Consider the following 19,581-nt stretch of genomic DNA (forward strand, 5'->3'; position numbering starts at 1 on the left):
TAGGCATGTGCCGTGAGTGTTCTGGAACGTCGCGGCACCGAGCTGACCGCTGAGCAGCTGTACGAAATCCTCCGCCTGCGCTCGGCGGTGTTCGTCGTGGAGCAGGAAAGCCTCTACGCGGACATCGACGGGCGCGATCTCGCCGAGGACACGCGCCACCTGTGGTTCGCCGGTCCGTCCGGAGTGGACTCCTACCTGCGGGTGCTCCCCGAGCCGGACGGCGCCAGGATCGGGCGCGTGGTCACCGCGGCCGAGGCGCGCGGTCGCGGGTTGGCGGGCAAGCTGATGGAAGCCGCGCTCGACCTGATCGACGGCGCGCCGTGCGTACTGGACTCGCAGACCTACGCGCAGGGCTTCTACGCGAAGTTCGGGTTCGTCGCCGAGGGTGAGCCGTTCGACGAGGACGGCATCGACCACATCACGATGCGGCGGGCGCGCACGAGCTGATCACCTTCACCGCGGTGTCCACATCGGACTCGGTGAGACCGGCGTGCGCGGTGAGCCGGAGCCGGGAGACACCGTCCGGCACCGACGGCGGGCGGAAGCAGCCGACCCGCACGCCCTGCTCCGCGCACCGGGCGGCCCACGCCACCGCGGCTTCCGGGGAGGGCGCGCGCACCGAGATCACCGCCGCGTCCGGCAGGCTGACCGCGAACCCGGCGTCCTTCAGCTGCATCGCGAGCGTGCCCGCGGCGGTCAGAGCGCGCGAAGGCAGGTCGGGCTCCGAGCGCAGCACGCCGAGCGCCGCGAGCGCGGCCGCCGCGCTCGCGGGCGCCAGCGCGGTGTCGAACGCGAACGAGCGCGCGGTGTCCACGAGGTGCTTGATCACCCGGCGCGGGCCGAGCACCGCACCTCCTTGCGCGCCAAGGGATTTCGACAGCGTGATGGTGGTGACCACGTCCGGCGCGCCCGCCAGGCCCGCCGCGTGCACGGCGCCCTGACCGGCGTCGCCGAGCACGCCGAAACCGTGCGCGTCGTCGATGAGCAGCGCCGCGCCGTGCGCGCGGCAGACCTCGGCCAGCTCGGGCAGCGGTGCGAGATCGCCGTCGGCGGAGAACACCGAGTCCGTGACGACGAGCGCCCTTTCCTTGCGGCGCGTGGACAGCGCGTGCTTGATGGCCGCGAGGTCGGCGTGCGCGACGGCGGCAAGATCCGCCCTGGACAGGCGGCAGCCTTCGATGAGCGACGCGTGGATGTACTTGTCCGTCACGATCGCCGCCTCGCTGCCGGACAGCGCGGTCACCGCGCCGAGGTTCGCGGTGAACCCCGACGAGAACACCAGCGCGGCCTGCGCGCCGCAGAAGCGCGCCAGCTCGTGCTCCAGCTCGGTGTGCAGCTCCAGCGACCCGGTCACCAGGCGTGATCCGGTCGCGCCCGCTCCCCATTTCAGCGCGGCCGCCGCGGCGGCTCCGGCGACCCGCTTGTCCCGTGCCAGCCCGAGGTAGTCGTTCCCGGCGAGGTCGAGGTCCTGCTCGCCCGCGGCGCGAGGGCGCAGCTGCCGGACGAGCCCGGCGTCGGCGCGCTTGCCCGCTTCCGCGTCAAGCCAGTCGAAGGTCTGCTCGGGGGGAGTCGGGGCCGGGGAAGTCACGTCCCGCAGTGTCGCATCGCGCCCGCCCGCGCTCGGCACCGACACCCCCGCGAGACGTCGGTTTCGGCTCCGCGACAACGAAAAAGCGGCCGGTGCCCGAGAAGGACACCGGCCGCTTTCGCGAGGAACGGATCAGTCGTGCGCGTGGCCGCGACGGGCCGGGCCCCGGTTGGACCGCTGCTGCGGGCGCCCGCCGCCGCGGTTGAACCCGCCGCCCTGCCTGCCACGGCCGCCGCCGTAGCCGCCACCGCCGTGGCCACCGGAGCCGAAGCCGCCGGAACGGCCGCGCGGGCCGCCACCGCGACGCGGCGAGGGCTCGCGGCGCCGCTCGATCACCGGCTCGCCGCTGGGCTCGCGGGCACCGGTGATCCGGCGCAGCTCGGCGTCGCCGGGGCGCACCATGGTGCTCTCCGCGCGGACCCCGGCCCGGTCGGTCATCCGGCGGACCATGCGCCGCTGGTCGTTCGTGATCAGCGTGACCACGGCGCCCGAGGCACCGGCGCGCGCGGTGCGGCCGGAGCGGTGCAGGTAGTCCTTGTGGTCTGCGGCGGGGTCTACGTGCAGCACGAGGCTGATGTCGTCGACGTGGATGCCGCGCGCCGCGACGTCGGTGGCGACCAGCACCGGGGTGTGGCCGTCCTTGAAGTCGGCGAGGACCCGGTTGCGCTGGCCCTGCGTCTTGCCGCCGTGCAGCGCCGCCGCGTGCACGCCCTGCTCGCGCAGCCGCTCGGTGAGCCGGTCGACGTGGTGCTTGGTGCGGACGAACATGATCGTCCTGCCGTCGCGCGCGCCGATCTCGGTGATGATCTGCTGCTTGTCCTGGCGCTGCACCTGGAGCACGTGGTGGTCCATGGTGGTGACGCTCGCGGTGACCGGCGCGACCGAGTGCTCGACCGGGTCGGTCAGGTAGGAGTCGACGAGCTTCTTGACGTCACCGTCGAGCGTCGCGGAGAACAGCAGCCGCTGCCCGCGCGCCGGGGTGAGGTCGAGGATCTCGCGGACCTGCGGCAGGAAGCCCATGTCCGCCATCTGGTCGGCTTCGTCGAGCGCGACGAAGTTGATGTCGGAGAGCACCGCGGTGCCCTGGCGCACGTGGTCGGACAACCGGCCCGGCGTGGCGATCAGCAGGTCGACGCCGCGGTTGAGCGCGTCGGCCTGCCTGCCGAAGGCCATCCCGCCGACGGCGGTGCGGCACCACAGGCCGAGCGCCTTCGCGAGCGGGGTCAGCGAGTCGGCCACCTGCATGGCCAGCTCGCGGGTGGGCACCAGTACGAGTGCGCGGGGCCGCTTCGCGCGCGCCTTGCCGCCGTCGAGCCTGGTCAGCAGCGCGAGGCCGAAGGCGAGGGTCTTCCCGGACCCGGTCTGCGCGCGGCCGAGCACGTCGCGGCCGGCGAGCGCGTCGGGCAGCGTGGCCGACTGGATCGGGAACGGCTTGTCGATACCGGCCTCGCGCAGCGCGCGGAGCAGCGGCTCGGGGAGGTTCAGGTCGGCGAAGGACTTCGTGGGCCCGGTGCCGAGCGAGGGGGTCTTGGCCGATTCCTGGGCGGGGCGCTGGCGCGGCTTGCGGGCCTGGCGCGTGGAGTTGCCGGAATCGAAAGCGATGGTCACGAACTGCCTCTCGGACGTGGCACGTCACAAGGAGGCCCCGGCTGCCCGCGCGCAGGCGGGCGAGATGGTGTGCGATGGGCGTTCACAGGGACGAACCCGGCACACCACGGTGATGCGCCATTGGTTTACAGGATTGCCGCGAGCCGTTCAGGGTGGCTCTGGAGGCGACGGACACACATCCACGCCGCCGGTTGCGGTCTGTGATCAGCCTACCGGATCGCCTGCTCGGCCCTCAAACCGAGGCGCGGAGTGTGACTGAAAACGCCTCACTCCGCGCCCCGATCGTGGCTGGGATCACGCCAGTCCGGCGACCTCGCGCAGCTCGGCCACCAGATCCGCCTCGGGCGGGATGGAGACGCCCCGCCCGGAGAACCACTTCGCGAGGTTCCGGGCGTCGCGGGCGAGGAACTCCCCGCCAGCCGGGTTCGCCACGACGTCGACCACCTGCGGCAGGTCGATGAGCATGAGCCTGCCGTCGTGCACGAGCACGTTGTACGCGGAGAGGTCGCCGTGCGCGAGTCCCTCCGCGGCGAGGGCCTTCATCGCTTCGACGGCCTGCGCCCACAGGTCGTCCAGGTCCGCGTCGGACGGTCGGATCTGGGCGAGCCTCGGCGCGGCGGTGCCGTCTTCCGAGCCGAGGAATTCCAGCAGCACCTCGGTTCCGCCGCGCTGGACCGGGTAGGGCACCGGGGCGCCGACGGTCCACAAGCGACTGAGCGAGGCGAACTCCGCGACCGCCCACTGCTCGGCGATCAGGTTGCGGCCGAACGAAGTCCGGTTCTCGATCGCGCGCATCTCGCGGGACCGGCGCATGCGCCTGCCTTCGAGGTATCCGGCGTCCCGGTGGAACATCCGGTGCTCGCTGGCGCGGTAGCGCTTCGCCGCGAGCAGCGCGCCGGGCCCGTCCGGCAGCTCGCGCCGGATCAGGTGGACGTCGGCTTCCTTGCCGCTCTTGAGGACACCGAGCTCGGTGTCCACCGCGGCCAGTTCGGTCCGCACCCAGTCCGGCCGCGGTTTCGGGCCGTGCTCGGCGTCGCCCCAGGTGGAGTAGCGGTCGGCGCCGCCGGGGATTTCCGGTTGCTCGTAGGCTTCGTCGCGCAGCCTGGCGAGCCTGCCGCGCTCTTCCTCGGTCATCCGCCCGCTGCGGGACCGTTCGTCGTCGAACTTCGGCTTGCGCTTCCGGCGGGCGGGCTGGTAGTTGAGATCTTCGAAATCGTGCTCGCGCACTGGTGGGTCTCCTGAGTAAGGGATCCGCCGGGTGCGCGCGAACGCGGCTCAGACCCGGCGGGCGGGTGGACGGGGGACGGCAAATCCCCGGACAGTCCTCGACACGGGGCACCTCCCTCACGACATCCACCGGCTCCCTGCCGGATCGCGGACAGCCTGCCCGGCCGGCGCGGGCGGCCGCAACCGAATTACCGCGACGCGGTCACCAGTTCGCCGCGCGAAGAGACCTTGAGCTTGCGCAACACGCTCGCGACGTGCTGTTCCACGGTCCGCCGCGACAGGAACAGGACCTCGGCGATCTCCCGGTTCGTGTGCCCGTCGGCGAGCAGGCGCGCGACGTCCTGCTCGCGCGGGGACAGTTCGTCGCCGTAGCCGCGCCTGCCCCGCCGCGACGGGGCGACCGCGCCGGTCGCGCGGTAGGTGTGGCGGCAGCGCGCGGCGTCGCGAGTGGCGCCGAGTTCGGCGAACACGTCCGCCAGCCCCGAGAACGCCTCCGCCGCATCCGATTCGCCCATCGTGAGGCGGCACTGCGCGAGCCGCTCCTTCGCCAGCGCGGCCGGGTACGGCGCGGTCAACCGCTCGTACCCTTCGGCCGCTTCGTGGAAGGCCTTCACCGCGTCGACGTGGTCGCGGCGGTGCGCCGAGATGATGCCGCGGCAGCACACCAGCGCGACGATCGACAGCGGTGCGTCCAGTTCGTTCAGCTCGCGTTCGGCTTCGGCGACGAGCGCGATGGCGGCTTCCTCGCGGCCGGTGCGGCAGAACGCTTCGACGGCGACCGGGAGCAGCTCGCCCGCCCACGGCCAGACTCCCTTGGTGCGCAACAACTCCAGGCCGGCTTCCGCGCGGGCGGCGGCCTCCTCGTCTTCGCACTGGGACAGCAGCATGCCCGCGATCCCGGCGTGCGCGGCGAGCACGACCGGGGTGACCGCGTTCTCCGGTTCGTCGGGGCCGATCGCCGCGAAATGCGCCGCGGCGCGGTCCCATTCACCGCGCGCGGCCGCCAGCAGGCCGAGCACGAGGGACAGTTCGCTGGTCATCGGCAGCAGCTCGCGGTACTCCTCGAACAGCGCGCGCGCCTTGTCGTCGAGCGCTTCCCACCTGCCGGTGAGCCAGTCGACGTGCACGCCGGTCGAGCGCGCGATGCCGATCAGGTACGGCGCGCCGCAGTCCGACGCGAGTTCGACCGCGCTGCGCACCATGCTGCCCGCGCGCCGGTAGTGGCCGATCCACGCGCAGGCGTCGGCGAGGTTGGCGTGCAGGCGGGCGAGCTGGCGCTGCTGCTCGGCGGAGGACACCGCGGTCGAGACCCGGTCCATGGTGGCCAGTGCGCGCGGGTCGCCGGTGTGCAGCCGGGACGCGAGGTTGTTCGCCTGCAGGGTCAGGGTGAGCGTGCGGTCGGTTGTCGTCGCGATGACGCTGTCCACCTGGTCGAGCCACCGCAGGTGCTCGGCGAGCGGGGTGGTGCCGATCCACGGCTGCGCCAGCACCGCCATGCCGCGACCGGCCAGGTCGGGCCGGTGCCCGAGATCGTTGACCGCGAGTTCGACCTGGGTCCGCGCGGCGTCGAGGCCGCCGGTCTGCCGCATCAGCAGCAGGCCGAGGCTGAGCCGGATCTGCCCGCTGTGCGTGCGGGAGAGCCGGTCGTCGGACAGCAGCCGTTCCAGCGCCGAGGTCACGTCGTGCTGGGCGACGCCGTTGTTGGCCAGCCTGCTCAGCTTCACCGCCATCCGGTCCACATCGGACGAAGCGAGGCCCGGTTCGGACAGCAGCGCGCACAGCAGTTCCGTCGCCGTCGCGAGGTCGCCGATCCCCGCCGCGGCATCGGCGGCGGCTTCGCCGTAGGACAGCGCGTCGGCGAACGCGCCCGCCTTCCGGCTGTGGTGGGCGAGCTGGACGAGCGGTTTCGGGCTCTGGTCACGGAGCAGGCACGCCGCGCGGCGGTGCAGTTCCTGGCGGTCGGGCCCGGGGACCGCGCCGTACACGGCCTGCCGCGCGAGAGCGTGGCGGAAGCCGTAGCGGCAGTCCTCGACTTCGAGCAGCGCGTGGCGGTCGAGGGCGAGCACGAGCGCCTGCCTTGCCCGCTGCGGGGTCAGCCCCGCGATGGCGCCGAGGAGTTCCGCGGTCGCGGGCACGCCGAGCACGGCCGCGGCTTCGGTGATCCGCCGCGCGATCACCGGGAGCCCGGCGAGCCGTTCGACCGCGCTGTCCCGGAGCAGGGCGGGCACTTCGACGGCGTCGAGCAGGCGGCGCGCGGCCATGCCGTCGGCGTGCAGCGCGCCCTGCGGGTCCAGCGCGCGCAGCGTTTCCTCCACCACGAAGGGGATTCCGGCGGTGCGCTCGTGCAGCAGCGCGGCGAACTCCGTGGACACCTCGCCGCCGAGCAGTGCGCACGCCAGCCTTCGCACGCCGTCGGCGTCGAGCGGGCGGAGCTGGAGCACCGTGCTGGTGGTGCCGGCGACGGGCCGGTAGGCGCCGCCGAGCGGGATCCCGCCCGGCACCTCTTCGCGCCGGTAGGTCAGCAGCAGGCTGGTGTCCCGCGTCGGTTCCGCCAGCAGGAAGCGCAATAGCTGGCGCGATCCGTCGTCGCACCAGTGCAGGTCTTCGACGACGAGCAGCACCGGGCTCAGCGCGTCGAGCAGTTCGCGGACCGCGCGGAAGAACCGGTGCCGTTCGGCGCGGTGGTCGCCGAGCGGGGGCGGGGCGGCGGGCAGGTGCTCGCCGAGTTCGGGGAGGTGGGGCCGCAGCACTCCGGTGACGCCGTTCAGCGGGCGCGCGTCGGGCAGGTAGCGCCCGGCGTCGCGGAGCGCTTCGAGCACGACGCCGTACGGGAAGGGCTCTCGCAGCGGCTGGCTCCGCCCGGTCAGCACCCGGCGGCCTGCCAGCTCGGGGCTGCCGAGCAGTTCGGTGACGAGCCGCGTCTTCCCGACGCCCGCCTCGCCTTCGACCATCATCACCGACGGCGGGCGGGTGCCCGACGACACCAGCGAGCGGAGTTCGTCGGCCCGTCCGACGAGCACCGCGGAACTCGTCCTGCCAGCACTGCGCACCATGGCTGCTCCCGATCCAAGGCTGCTTCCGATCCGGGACCGCGTTCGATCCCGGAAATGCGGCACAGAACCCAAATCACCCCGACGTGTGAACGGAGCTTAGAACCCGACGGGGTGACTACGGAACCCGCTCGGTCGGTTACCGAACTTTCGTATGGCCCGGTCAGGCGGGGGTCCCCGGCATTAGTTACGTACTCATACGGACCGCAGCCTCGCTTGTTCGGCCAGGCGTTTCCCCCAAAAGTGAGGAATGCGTGGCTCTCAGTCACAAAGTTCCCGTCGACGTGAATCACCTGTTCGAGTGAACGGAGCTGTTGAATGCGTGAAGCTCATCGAAGGCGGCGCGCGCTGGCAGGCGCCTCGGTGGCCGCCGGTGCCTGCGCGGCCACCGTCATGGCGCTCGCCGGTCCCGCCGCCGCCGCGCCGACCGGGCACATCCTCAACGCGAACGTCCCCGGCGCTGTCGCGGACTCCTACATCGTCCTGCTGAAGGCGCCTGCCGAGGCGAGGGGTCTCGCCGCGGCCTACGGTGGCGAGGTGCGCCGGACCTACGACGCCGCGGTGCACGGGTTCGCCGTGAAGATGTCCGAAGCGCAGGCGAGACGGCTCGCGGCCGATCCCTCGGTCGCCTCCGTGGAACAGGACGCGGTGGCGCACGTCAGCGACACGCAGCAGAACCCCACCTGGGGCCTCGACCGGATCGACCAGAAGGACCTGCCGCTCGACAAGGCGTACAGCTACGCCAACAAGGGCGAGGGCGCCACGGTGTACGTGGTGGACACCGGCACCGACCTGAAGCAGTCGGAGTTCGGCGGGCGCGCGAGCAGCGGGTACGACTTCATCGACGACGACAACGACGCCTCGGACTGCCAGGGCCACGGCACGCACGTCGCGGGCACCGTCGGCAGCGCGACCTACGGGGTGGCGAAGGGCGTCAAGATCGTCGCCGTCCGGGTGCTGAACTGCCAGGGCACCGGCCAGTACTCGCAGATCATCTCGGGGATCGACTGGGTGGCGAAGAACGCGAAGGGCCCGTCGGTGCTGTCCATGAGCCTCGGCGGCGGCGCGGATTCCAGTGTGGACCAAGCCGTGCAGGGCGCGATCCGCGCCGGGATCACCAACACCGTCGCGGCGGGCAACGAGGGCCAGGACGCCTGCAACGTGTCCCCGGCGCGCACGCCGGAGGCGATCACGGTCGCCGCGAGCGACGCGCAGGACAAGCGCTCGATCTGGAACTCGTCGCAGTCGTCGAACTACGGCCGCTGCACGGACATCTTCGCGCCGGGGTCGAACATCACGTCGTTGAAGAACGGCGGGGGGACCACGCAGATGGGCGGCACCTCGATGGCCACCCCGCACGTCGCGGGCGCGGCGGCGCTCTACCTCACGGCGAACCCGAGCGCGACCCCGGCGGACGTCGCGAAGGCGCTGACCGACAACGCGACGCCGGGCAAGATCTCCGACGTGAAGGGCTCGCCGAACAAGCTGCTCTACACCGGGTTCATCGGCGGCGGCACGCCGAACCCGCCGTCGTGTGCTGGCGGCACGAACGCCGACCGAGTGTCCATTCCGGACGCGGGCGCGGCGGTCACCAGCACGGTCACCATCGGGACGTGCGACGCGAAGGGCACCGCGACCACGAAGGTCTCGGTGGCGATCAAGCACGCCTACACCGGTGACCTCAAGATCGACCTCGTCACGCCGGGCGGGAAGACGATCCCGCTCAAGCAGGCTGGCGGGATCGGATCCGTCGACCTGTCCACCAGTTACACAGTGGACACTTCGGCGGAGAACCGCACCGGCGCGTGGAAGCTCCAGGTGCAGGACGTCTACCAGTACGACAGCGGCACGATCGACAGTTTCGGGGTGAGTTTCTGATGCGCAGGACGGCAAAGGCGGCGTTGGCGCTGACATTGCTGGGCTCGATGGCGGCCGTCGGCGCGGCCACCGCGGCGGCGGCGCCGAGCACGGCCGAAGGCGTGGTGGTGCAGGCGAAGCAGCACTACGGCGACCAGTACATCGTGGTGCTGAAGGACACCTTCGGCGTGCAGTCGTCGGCGGCCTCGCTCGCGCAGCGCTACGGCGGCGAGCTGCGTTCGACCTACACGGCCACGATCCACGGCTTCTCGGTGAAGAAGATGACCGAGCGGCAGGCGCGCAGGCTCGCCGCCGATCCGGCCGTCGCGACCGTCTACCAGGACGGCACCGCGAAGGCGGCGGACACGCAGAAGAACCCGACGTGGGGCCTGGACCGGATCGACCAGAAGAGCCTGCCGCGCGACAACTCCTACACCTACGGCAACACCGGTGAAGGCGTCACGGCCTACGACCTCGACACCGGGATCAAGCCGGACAACCCCGAGTACGAAGGCCGGGCCAGCATCGGCAAGGACTTCGTCGGCAGTGACGGCGTCGACTGCAACGGGCACGGCTCGCACACCGCGGGCACGATCGGCAGCAAGACCTACGGAGTGGCGAAGAAGGTCAAGATCGTCGGGCTGAAGGTGCTCGGCAAGGACTGCTCCGGCAACGGCCCCGACTCCGCGGGCGTGGACGCGATCGAGTGGGTGACCGCGAACGCGGCCAAGCCCGCGGTGGCCAACATGAGCCTGACCATGGACCAGGTCGGGGTCGGCGACGACGCGATCAAGAAGTCCATCGCCTCCGGGGTCGTGTACTCGGTGGCCGCGGGGAACTCCTCGACGGACGCGTGCAACACGAGCCCGGCCCGCGTGCCCGAGGCGATCACGGTGAACGCCTCCGACGAGAACGACAACCGCGCGTCCTTCTCGAACTACGGCAAGTGCACCGATATTTTCGCGCCGGGCAACAACATCACCTCGCTCGGGCTGTCGAACGGCAGCAGCGCCAACATGAGCGGTACGTCGATGGCGACTCCGCATGTCACGGGCGCGGCGGCGCTCTACCTCGCGGCGAACCCCGGCGCCACCGCGCAGCAGGCGCGCGACGCGCTCGTGGGCGGCGCGGTCGACGGCGTGATCAAGAACCCGGGCAGCGGCTCGCCGAACAAGCTGCTGAACATCTCGTTCATCGGCGGCACCGGCCCCGGCCCGAAGTGCGGCACGAAGTCGAACACCACGCCGGTGTCCATTCCGGACGCCGGGGACGCGGTGACCAGTTCGGTGACCCAGGACGGCTGCGACGGCAAGGCTTCGGCGAGCCTGCCGGTCAAGGTCGACATCGCGCACACCTACACCGCGGACCTCGCGGTGGATCTCGTCGGCCCGAGCGGCGCGGTGTACGCGCTGCGGAAGGCCGGCGGTATCGGCGAGGCGGCCGGGGTGCACACCACCTACACGGTGAACGCCTCCGCCGAACCGGCGAACGGCACCTGGAACCTGAGTGTCAAGGACGTGAACCGGTTCGACACCGGCTCGATCGACGGGTTCTCCATCACCTTCTGATCCGCGCTTGTTCTTGGCGGTGCGCCGCGGCCACGATGGTCGCGGCGCATTCCCATGCTCGGAGGAGGACAGGTGGACAGCTACGACGCGGTGGTCGTCGGCGGCGGGCACAACGGGCTGGTCGCGGCGGCCTACCTCGCCCGCGCGGGCAGGTCGGTGCTGGTGCTGGAACGGCGGGACGAGGTGGGCGGCGCCGCGGTGTCCTTCCGCGCGTTCCCGAGCGTCGACGTGCGGCTGTCCCGCTACTCGTACCTGGTGAGCCTGCTGCCCAAGAGGATCGTCGCCGATCTCGGGCTCGGGATCGAACTGCGGCGGCGGCGCACGTCGTCCTACACCCCGGTCGGCGACTCGGGTCTCCTTGTCGACACCGGCGACGACGAGCGGACGGCGGCCTCTTTCCACGCGGTCACCGGGTCCACATCGGACTTCGACGCGTGGCGGCGGTTCTACGGCATGGCCGCCTCCGTCGCGGACGCGGTGTTCGACACGCTCACGGAACCGTTGCCGCGCAAGGAAGACCTCCGTGGCCGAGTTGACGAAGAAGCGTGGTCGGTGTTGTTCGAGCGCCCGATCGGGGAGGCGCTCACCGCGCGCTTCGCCGACGACACCGTGCGCGGCGTGGTCCTGACCGACGCGCTGATCGGCACCTTCGCCGCCGCGGACGATCCCGCGCTGCGGCAGAACCGGTGCCTGCTCTACCACCTGATCGGCAACGGCACCGGCGACTGGGACGTCCCGGTCGGCGGCATGGGTGCGGTCACCGGCGCGCTGGCCGACTCCGCGCGGGCGGGCGGCGCCGAGATCGTCACCGGGGCCGAGGTGCTCGCGATCGACCCGGACGGGGCGGTGCGCTACCGCGTCGGCGATCGCGAACACACCGTCGACGCCGGGCACGTGCTGGCGAACGTCGCGCCCGTGGTGCTGGCCGAGCTGCTGGGCGAGGAACCGCCGGAGTCACCGGAAGGCGCGCAGCTCAAGGTGAACATGGTGCTCTCGCGCCTGCCGCGACTCCGGGACTCCACTGTGGACCCACGCGAAGCGTTCGGCGGCACCTTCCACGTCAACGAAGGTTACGAGCAACTGGCCGCCGCTCATGCCGAGGCCGACGCGGGGCGGATCCCGTCGCTGCCACCGTGCGAGATCTATTGTCATTCGCTGACCGACCCGTCGATCCTGGGGCGCGCCGAGCGCGTGGCGGGTGTGCAGACGCTGACCCTGTTCGGCCTGCACATGCCAGCGCGGCTGTTCCGCGGCCGCAACGACGAGGCGAGGGCGGAAGCGTTGCGCGCGACCATGGCTTCGCTGAACAGCGTGCTCGCCGAACCGATCGAGGACTGCCTGCTGCGCGACCCGGGCGGCTCTCCCTGCGTCGAGGCGAAGACGCCGCTGGACCTCGAAGCCGAACTGGGCCTTCCGGCCGGGCACATCTTCCACCGGGACCTTTCTTGGCCGTACTCCGACGAATTCGCGGGAAGGTGGGGCGTGGAAACCGCGCACGAGCGCGTCCTGCTGTGCGGCGCGGGTGCCGTGCGGGGCGGCGGTGTCAGCGGCATCCCCGGCCACAACGCCGCCATGCACGTCCTGCACGGGTGATCTTCAGTGCCGCGAATTCTGCTCTGGTAAGGCCTTCTGCTGTCTCGGCCTCCGAGACAAGCTGGAGCCCCGAAGGGGGCCTTCGGGGCGTTGAGCGCCCTCAAAGCCACCTTCGGGGACCAAAAAGCGGGGTCAGCCGATGGTGAGGGTGTAGGTGGTGGTGCCGGTCTTGCCGGTGGAGTCGGTGGCGGTGATGGTGATCGGGTAGGTGCCCGTTTGGAAGGGGGCGATGATCTGCATGGTGGAGCTACCGCCGGAGGAAATGGTCTGGGGGTTGAAGAACGGCGGGATGGGCAGGCCGGAGCCGGAGGCCGACAGCTTGATCGAGCCGGTTCCGGTGGCGGAGACGGTGGCGTTGGTGAACATGCCGGGCCTGCCTGAGCCGCTGCCGGGGGTGACGGTGACCTTGACGTCGCCGGTGGGCGGTGTGCCCTTGCCGACGGTGAGGGTGAGCTTGGTGGTGGCGGTGTCGGTGGTGCCCTTGCCGGAGATCGTTACGGTGTAGTCCTTTTCGGGGGTGTTGGCGGCGGTTTCGATGGTGAGTTTGGCGGTGTCGCCGGAGTTGATGGTGGCGGGCTGGAAGGTGGCCTTGGCGCCGTCGGGCAGGCCGGAGGCGGTGAGTTCGACCTTTTCGGCGCCGTTCTTGCCCGCCTTGCTGGTGACGCTCGTCGAGACGTACTTACCGGGATCGACCTTCACCGAGCCGGGCGTGACGCCGAGGGAGAAGGTGTCGGTGTTGACGTCCCCGATCTGCTCCTTGACCCAGTCGCCCATGTCGTTGTTGAGGCGGCCGTAGACGCTGTACCACTTGAAGTCGCTGCGGCTCCACGAAGCGACGCCGACGACCTTGCCGTCCACGATGAGCGGGCCGCCGCTGTCCCCTGGCAGGATGGTCGGGTCGCCGTTGGAGTAACCCGCGCAGATCATCGTCGCGTCCTGGAAACCCGCGCCGACGCCCTGGCAGTTGGAACCCTCGCGGATCGGCAAGGTCGCCTTGTCGACAGTGACGTCCCGCGAGTCGTCGTTGAAGTCCTTCTTGCCGTAGCCGACGCCGACTCCGTTCTTGCCCGGCTTGTTCAGCTCGGTGTCCGCCGAAGTGGCGACCTTGGCGAACTGGCCGCTGGGCACCGGGATGTCGGCGTCCGTGGTGACCACCGCGACGTCGTAGCCCTGGTCGAAGTTCACGTACTTCGGGTGGGTCTCGTAGCTGACGACGCCGACGCGCGTGCCCCCGCTCGCGTTCAGGTCGTCGAGTCCGTACAGGAAGGTTTTCTTGCCCTCGGCCGCTTTGCAGTGCGCGGCGATCAGGATCTTGCGCGGCGCGACCACGGAACCGGTGCACGTCTGACCCTGCGGGCGCGGGCCGCCTTCGCGCAAACCCCCGATGATGAACGGGAATTCCTTAACCGAGCTGTCCTGCCCGTGGTAGAACTGCGTGCGCATGACGTCGGGAATGTGCGCGTCACCGGTGGGCGCCACGGCGGTCGCGTTCGGTGCCTCGGATGCCTCGGCGGTGATGCTGAGCAGCGGAGCGGAAAGGGTGGCCAGCCCGACGGCGAACAACCCCAGTACCCGTTGAGTTCTCTTCACAGCGGTTCCTTTCCAGTGGCTGGAAAGTCACCTTCCGGCGCGGGCGGGGGCGCTAGCAATCCGGGAGCGGGCCCGTATGGGTACGGATCTATCTTCCCGTGACCTTGCCGGGCGCCCCGGCTCAGTTCGTGAGCAGCACCAGTTCGCGGTCACCGTCGCGTTCCACGGTCATCCCGGCCTTCGAGATCACCGTCGCCAGCTTGTCCACAGTGGACGGATCGGCGCGCGAAGCGACCAGTGCGGCGGCGAGCCTTCCCTTGTAGGCCTTGTTGAAGTGGCTCACCGTGGTGCGGTTGCCCCGCTCGTCCTCGGTGACGACGCGAACGGTGACCGAGTTCGGGCCGGTCTTCGCCAGCGCCGAGTACGAGCCGGAGCGGAGGTCGACGACGAGGCCTTCGACGCCGGTCAGGACGGGTTCGAGCGCGGGCTTCCAGACGCCGCGCAGCGTGCCGAGCGACGGCAGCGTGGTGCCGCCGGAGAGCCGGTAGGCGGGGATGCGGTCGGTCGCCGAGACGATCCCGAACAACGCGGAGGCGACGGCGAGCCTGCGCTGCGCCTTCGCCAGCGTGGCCCGCGTGAAGCTCTTGATGTCGAGCGCGTCGTAGAGCACCCCGGTGTAGCGGCGCAGCGCGGGCATGGTCGGTGACGTCCACAGCGCCGCGTTGCGGGCGACCTCGTCGGACTGCCGTTCGGAGATGCCGAGCGCGGCCAGGCTCGCGGGCACGTCGGCGGCGAGCTCGGTCAGCGCCTCGGCCACCTTGCGCCTGGTCGGCCCCAGTTCCGGATGGGACAGGGCGTCGAGGTCGAGCGGCGGGCCGTCGCCGCCGTCGGCCTTGGTTTCGGAAGGAGGCAGGAGCACGAGCACCCCTGCAGGGTAACCAGCGGCCGTCGCCGCCCGCGCGGGTTGGGTAGTGTGGAACGTCACGGGCGGTGCACGGTGACCGGGGGAGCAGCATGGTGGCGGCGGGGCGGGCCGCGGGGGTGGCGCACGCGAGCTGGCAGGACCTGCCGATGCCGGTGCGCGCGGCGGTCGAGCGGAACGTCGGGGCCAAGGTCGTGCGGTCGCTGCGGCAGACACCCGAGTTCGACGGCGGGCTCGGCGCGAGGCTCGTCCTCGACGACGGCAAGCGCGTGTTCGTGAAGGCGCTTCCCGCGGAGAACCCGCGCGTCGGCGGCTACCGCGCGGAGGCGGCCGTGATGTCCCTGTTGCCGGAAAGCGCGCCGGTACCCCGACTTCTGTCCACAGTGGATGGAGCGTGGTTCGCGCTGGTGTTCTCCGACATCGAGGGCACGAGCCCGAGGCTGCGGCCGGGCTCACCGGAGCTGTCCGCGGTGCTCACCGCGCTCGGCGCGCTCGCGCGCACGCTCACCCCGTGCCCGGTGCCGGGCGCTCCGGACGCGCTCGAAGACCTCGGCCCGCTCCTGCGCGGCTGGCGCGAGCTGAGCGCGGACCTGCCCGGCGACCTCGGCGACTGGGCGGTCCGCAACCTGGAGTCGCTGCTCGCGCTGGAACCGTCGTGGCACCCGTGGGCGGCGGGGGACACCTTGCTGCACAACGATCTCCGGCCGGGCACCCTCGTGGTCGGTGGTCCAGGGCGGGTGCAGGTGGTGAACTGGCGGTACCCGGCGCGGGGCGCGGCGTGGCTCGACCTCGTTTCGCTCGTGCCGCATATGCTCGCCGCCGGGCACGAACCCGCCGGGGTGGACAGGCTGCTGAAACGGCGCCCGGTGCTGGCGGGCGTCCCGGCGTGGGCGGTGACCGCGTACGGCGTCGCGCTGGCCGGGCACTACGAGCGGGTTTCGCGCCTGCCGGAGCCACCCGCGACCAGCGGCGTCCGGGCGGACCAGCAACGACTCGCCGCCGTCACCACGGCCTGGCTCAAACACCGCACCGGCTGGCGCTAGAGACTGTTTCGAAGTGCTTTGCGTGGCGGTGCGGGTAGCGGAACCTCAGCCGCCTTCTCGCTCCGGGATCTCCAACTCATGAATAACCGATTCACCACGTTGAAGCTGTCCTCGCGAGAAGACGGCTGAGAACCCGCGGCGGTGCCGGTTGGCGGCCCACTTAAGTGGCTGCGCCACTTCGATACAGACCCTAGCGGCCGGGCCCAGGCCCCGAAGGTGGCTTTCGGGGCGCTGGACGCCCTGAAAGCCACCTTCGGGGCACACGCGAACCCGCTCCGGCGGCACTAGGTCACCACGTTGAGCAGGGGGTCTCCGGCGGCGAACCGGGCGAGCTGGGTTTCCACCAGGCGTTTCGCCCTCGGGGAGAACGACGCCGAGCCGCCCGCGATGTGCGGGGTGATCAGCACGCCCCGCTCCGTCCACAGTGGATGCTCCGGCGGCAGCGGCTCCGGGTCGACGACGTCGAGCGCCGCGCGCAGGCGTCCCTTGCCCACTTCGGCGACGAGCGCGTCCGTGTCGATGGCGGTGCCCCTGCCGACGTTGACCACGAGCGCGCCGTCCGGCAGCGCGGCCAGTTCGTCGGCGCCGAGCAGGCCGCGGGTCCCCTCGCCGCCCGGCACGATCAGCACGACGATGTCCGCGGTCGGCAGCAGCGCGGGCAGCTCGTCGATGCCGTGCACGCCCTCGCGCGCGGTCCTCGCCACGCGGACGACCTCGGCTTCCCCCGCCAGCAGATACCGTTCGATGGCCTTGCCGATCGAGCCGTGGCCGACGAGCAGCACGCGGCTGTCCGCGAGCGACGCGGTGTGCGCGCGTTCCCAGGTCCGCCGGTCCTGCTGCCGGAACCAGCGCGGAAGATCGCGCTGCGCGGCGAGGATCAGCGCCAGCGCGTGCTCGGCGACACTCAGGTCGTGCAGGCCCCGCCCGTTGGCGAGCTGCACGCCCGCGGGCACGAGCGGGCGGACGTTGTCCACGCCCGCGCTCAACGACTGCACCGCGCGCAGCGACGGCATCGAGCCGATCAGCTCGATCGGCGCGCGGCCGCTGTCGTACGGCAGCACGTACAGTTCGATGTCGCCGAGATCGCCGGGTGGGGCCGCGGTCCCGTCGTAGATCGTGACTTCGAGGCCGGGCGGCACGGTGAGGCCGGGCCAGGGGAGCAGTACTCGGGTCATGATTTCCTCAGCGGTAGTAGGAGCAGCGCGCCGCCCGCCATGGTGAGCGCGAGCATCAGGAATGAGGCGGCCGAGCTGCCGGTCGCCTCGTCCAGCCAGCCGACGAGGTAGGTCCCCGCGAACCCGCCGAGCCCGCCCGCCGCGTTGACGATCGCGACGGCGACCCCCGCGGTCCGCCTCGGCAGCAGTTCGGAGATCATCGCGAAGAACGGCCCGTACGGCGCGTACAGCCCGATCGCCGCCACCACGAGCAGCGGGAACGACAGCCAGAACGCGTCCTTGCCGATCAGGTACGAACCGTAGAACGCGAGCGCGCCGAGCAGCAGCCACGGCCACACGAACGGGCGGCGGGTGCCGCGGCGGTCCGAGCGCCGCGAGTTGACGACCATCGCGAGCACCGCGAACCCGTACGGGATGGCGGAAAGCAGCCCGGTGGCGCCGATTCCCGCCGACGAACCCGCCTTCACGATCGACGGCAACCAGAACACGAACCCGTAGACGCCGACGCTCCACAGCAGGTACTGCGCGGCCAGCAGCAGGACCTTCGGGGTGCGCAGCGCGTCGACGACCGGGCTGCCACTCGCGGCGGCGGGCAAGTTCTCCTGCTCGGCCTCGATCGAGCTTTCGACGGCGTCGCGTTCGGCCGCGTTCAGCCACGGCGCGTCACGCGGGCGGTCTCGCACCTGCGAGCGGAACACGAACGCCCAGATCACCGCGGGAACACCCTCGATGATGAACATGCCGCGCCACGAGGTCGCCTCGATCAGGTACCCCGACGCCGCCGAAAGCCACAGGATCGTCACCGGGTTGCCGAGGATCAGGAACGCGTTGGCGCGCCCGCGCTCCGCCTTGGTGAACCAGCGCGCGAGCAGCACGACCAGCGCGGGCAGCACGGCCGCCTCGACGGCGCCGAGGAGGAACCGCACCACGATCAGCGCGGTCGCCGAGCTGAGCAGGCCCTGCGCGGTGGCCAGCACGCCCCAGGCCAGCACCGAGTAGAAGATCAGCGTCCGGACGCTGTGCCGGTCGGCGTAGCGGACGCCGGGAACCTGCAGGAGGAAGTAGCCGAGGAAGAACGACGCCCCGATCAGCCCGGAGGTGGCGCTGGTCAGGCCGAGTTCGTCGGCCATGCCCCCGGCGGCGGCGATCGAGAAGTTCGACCGGTCGAGGTAGGCGAGGCTGTAGGTCACGAAGACGACCGGGATCAGCCGCAGCCAGCGCTGCCGTCCCATGGCCTGCGCGGAAACGTTCACCGGTCTCTCCCGTCGGCGTTGACTTCCGATCCGGTCTTTCCGTAATATGGAAAGCAATTCCGTGATGCGGTGAAGCTGACGACGAGTGTCGGCCGAGCCGGTCCTCACGTCAAGAGGGGAGTGCCGAGTGGCGGACATGGTGTCCAAGGCGCTGCGCCTGCTGTCCATGCTCGGCGACTACCCGGACGGCGTGGCGCTGTCCGATCTTTCGCGGGCGACCGGTTTCCCGGTGAGCACCACGCACCGGCTGCTGAGTTCGTTGCAGGAACAGGGTTTCGTGCGCAGCGACCCGGCGTCGAAGCGGTACGCGCTGGGCTTGCGGCTGTTCGAACTGGGCCAGCAGGTCTCGCACGCGCGCGGGTTCGCCGGTGTCGCGCTGCCGGTGATGCACGAGGTGTCCGAGCGGACCGGTGAGCCGACCCTGATGGCGGTGCTCGACGGGCACCACCAGGTGTACGTGCACGCGGTGCGCGGGCGCCAGCAGGTCCAGATCCGGGGTGAACCGGGGCGGCGGGGGCCGGTGCACTGCACGTCCATGGGCAAGTGCCTGATCGCCTTCGCTCCCGCCGAGGTGCGGGCGAGGCTGGTCGCGGAGGTCGAACTGGCCGGGCTGGCGCCGGGGACCATCACCGACCGCGCCGCGTTCGAGGCCGAGATCGACCGGGTGCGCGAGCGGGGGTTCGCCATCGCCGACGAGGAGCACGAGCCAGGGATCAGGGCGGTCGGGGTGCCGGTCACCGGGCCGGACGGGATCGCGATCGCCGCGGTGTCCACCGCCGCGCCCGCCTACCGGATGTCCGTGGGAGAGCTGGAGGAGTTCGTGCCGGTGCTGCGGGAAGCCGCGCGCGAACTGGCCGCGCTGCTGCCGCGCTGAGTCCACAATGGACTTGGTGGACACGGTGGACTCCGGCGCAGTGCGGGCTTTCCCGTTCCCCGAAGGTGACCTTCGGGGAATCTAGCGCCACTTTCCCGGCCCTCGCAGGCGTGCGGGCAGGGCCACCCACGCCCCGAAGGCCACCTTCGGGGCGCTCACATCCCCGAAAGCCATCCTCGGGGCAGCACCAGATCCCCTCCGAGACAACAGAAGGCCCATACCAGGGCTAAGTTCGCGGCGCGGGTATCGCTGAACGCCACCCCTGGACATCTATAGGAGCATCCTTCGGGGCA

General features: G+C 71.2%; 14 protein-coding genes. 6 read left to right on the forward strand and 8 right to left on the reverse strand.

Annotation, left to right across the window (positions count from 1 at the left end; genetic code table 11):
* Positions 1 to 12: 12 nt before the first annotated feature.
* A complete protein-coding gene (locus HUW46_RS32680; protein WP_215542608.1) occupies positions 13 to 447 on the forward strand; it encodes a GNAT family N-acetyltransferase in 435 nt (144 codons plus the stop codon).
* Here the strand turns inward: HUW46_RS32680 and HUW46_RS32685 are convergent.
* The 4 genes from HUW46_RS32685 to HUW46_RS32700 form a co-directional block, all read right to left on the reverse strand.
* Complete coding sequence (locus HUW46_RS32685) at positions 419 to 1,588, reverse strand: 8-amino-7-oxononanoate synthase (RefSeq protein ID WP_215542609.1); 1,170 nt, start codon at positions 1,586 to 1,588, stop codon at positions 419 to 421. The two genes, HUW46_RS32680 and HUW46_RS32685, sit on opposite strands and share 29 nt — an antisense overlap.
* A 132-nt stretch (positions 1,589 to 1,720) precedes the next feature.
* Positions 1,721 to 3,196: a DEAD/DEAH box helicase gene (locus HUW46_RS32690; RefSeq protein WP_215542610.1), complete on the reverse strand. Its 1,476-nt coding sequence runs from the start codon at positions 3,194 to 3,196 to the stop codon at positions 1,721 to 1,723.
* 294 nt (positions 3,197 to 3,490) lie between these two features.
* On the reverse strand, positions 3,491 to 4,423 hold the full coding sequence (locus HUW46_RS32695; protein WP_215542611.1) for a serine protein kinase RIO: 933 nt from the start codon (positions 4,421 to 4,423) through the stop codon (positions 3,491 to 3,493).
* Between the two features lie 188 nt (positions 4,424 to 4,611).
* Positions 4,612 to 7,476: an ATP-binding protein gene (locus tag HUW46_RS32700; protein WP_254125112.1), complete on the reverse strand. Its 2,865-nt coding sequence runs from the start codon at positions 7,474 to 7,476 to the stop codon at positions 4,612 to 4,614.
* A gap of 315 nt (positions 7,477 to 7,791) precedes the next feature.
* Between HUW46_RS32700 and HUW46_RS32705 the strand changes: the two genes are divergently transcribed.
* The 3 genes from HUW46_RS32705 to HUW46_RS32715 all read left to right on the forward strand — a co-directional run bounded on the left by HUW46_RS32705 (position 7,792) and on the right by HUW46_RS32715 (position 12,491).
* Positions 7,792 to 9,351 (forward strand): S8 family peptidase, encoded by a 1,560-nt coding sequence (locus HUW46_RS32705; protein ID WP_215542612.1) that lies wholly within the window; start codon positions 7,792 to 7,794, stop codon positions 9,349 to 9,351.
* Positions 9,352 to 9,398: 47 nt separating this feature from the next.
* Positions 9,399 to 10,898 (forward strand): S8 family serine peptidase, encoded by a 1,500-nt coding sequence (locus HUW46_RS32710; RefSeq protein ID WP_442861000.1) that lies wholly within the window; start codon positions 9,399 to 9,401, stop codon positions 10,896 to 10,898.
* Between the two features lie 72 nt (positions 10,899 to 10,970).
* Positions 10,971 to 12,491, forward strand: coding sequence for a phytoene desaturase family protein (locus tag HUW46_RS32715; protein ID WP_215542614.1), 1,521 nt, complete (start codon positions 10,971 to 10,973; stop codon positions 12,489 to 12,491).
* A 132-nt stretch (positions 12,492 to 12,623) separates the two neighbouring features.
* On the opposite strand, the gene HUW46_RS32720 is transcribed toward HUW46_RS32715, so the two are convergent.
* Together HUW46_RS32720 and yaaA are read right to left on the reverse strand one after the other, a co-directional pair.
* Positions 12,624 to 14,081 carry a trypsin-like serine protease gene (locus HUW46_RS32720; protein ID WP_254125114.1) on the reverse strand — a complete coding sequence of 486 codons (1,458 nt, stop codon included), beginning with the start codon at positions 14,079 to 14,081 and terminating at the stop codon, positions 12,624 to 12,626.
* A gap of 121 nt (positions 14,082 to 14,202) precedes the next feature.
* The gene (gene yaaA / locus HUW46_RS32725) at positions 14,203 to 14,946 is read right to left on the reverse strand and encodes a peroxide stress protein YaaA (protein ID WP_215542615.1); all 744 of its coding nucleotides are present in this window, start codon (positions 14,944 to 14,946) and stop codon (positions 14,203 to 14,205) included.
* Between the two features lie 89 nt (positions 14,947 to 15,035).
* Here yaaA and HUW46_RS32730 point away from each other — a divergent pair, with 89 nt between their 5' ends.
* Entirely contained in the window at positions 15,036 to 15,986 is a 951-nt protein-coding gene (locus tag HUW46_RS32730) for a phosphotransferase (RefSeq protein ID WP_215542616.1), read from the forward strand.
* 284 nt (positions 15,987 to 16,270) lie between these two features.
* Here the strand turns inward: HUW46_RS32730 and HUW46_RS32735 are convergent, their stop codons facing one another.
* Both HUW46_RS32735 and HUW46_RS32740 read right to left on the reverse strand, forming a co-directional pair.
* On the reverse strand, positions 16,271 to 17,164 hold the full coding sequence (locus HUW46_RS32735; RefSeq protein ID WP_215550249.1) for a 2-hydroxyacid dehydrogenase: 894 nt from the start codon (positions 17,162 to 17,164) through the stop codon (positions 16,271 to 16,273).
* Positions 17,158 to 18,414: an MFS transporter gene (locus tag HUW46_RS32740; RefSeq protein WP_254125116.1), complete on the reverse strand. Its 1,257-nt coding sequence runs from the start codon at positions 18,412 to 18,414 to the stop codon at positions 17,158 to 17,160. Before HUW46_RS32740 ends, HUW46_RS32735 begins: the two co-directional genes overlap by 7 nt.
* 136 nt (positions 18,415 to 18,550) lie before the next feature.
* Here HUW46_RS32740 and HUW46_RS32745 point away from each other — a divergent pair, with 136 nt between their 5' ends.
* Positions 18,551 to 19,288, forward strand: a complete 738-nt coding sequence (locus HUW46_RS32745) for an IclR family transcriptional regulator (protein WP_442861001.1) — start codon at positions 18,551 to 18,553, stop codon at positions 19,286 to 19,288.
* Positions 19,289 to 19,581 lie beyond the last annotated feature (293 nt).

The sequence above is a fragment of the Amycolatopsis sp. CA-230715 genome (assembly GCF_018736145.1).
Taxonomy (GTDB): Bacteria; Actinomycetota; Actinomycetes; order Mycobacteriales; family Pseudonocardiaceae; genus Amycolatopsis.

What these genes read in the sequence shown, in the direction of transcription:
- HUW46_RS32700 (WP_254125112.1), bottom strand. Translation starts at nt 7,476, where the DNA reads ATGGTGCGCAGTGCTGGCAGGACGAGTTCCGCGGTGCTCGTCGGACGG.
- HUW46_RS32705 (WP_215542612.1), top strand. Translation starts at nt 7,792, where the DNA reads ATGCGTGAAGCTCATCGAAGGCGGCGCGCGCTGGCAGGCGCCTCGGTG.
- HUW46_RS32710 (WP_442861000.1), top strand. Translation starts at nt 9,399, where the DNA reads ATGGCGGCCGTCGGCGCGGCCACCGCGGCGGCGGCGCCGAGCACGGCC.
- HUW46_RS32730 (WP_215542616.1), top strand. Translation starts at nt 15,036, where the DNA reads ATGGTGGCGGCGGGGCGGGCCGCGGGGGTGGCGCACGCGAGCTGGCAG.
- HUW46_RS32745 (WP_442861001.1), top strand. Translation starts at nt 18,551, where the DNA reads ATGGTGTCCAAGGCGCTGCGCCTGCTGTCCATGCTCGGCGACTACCCG.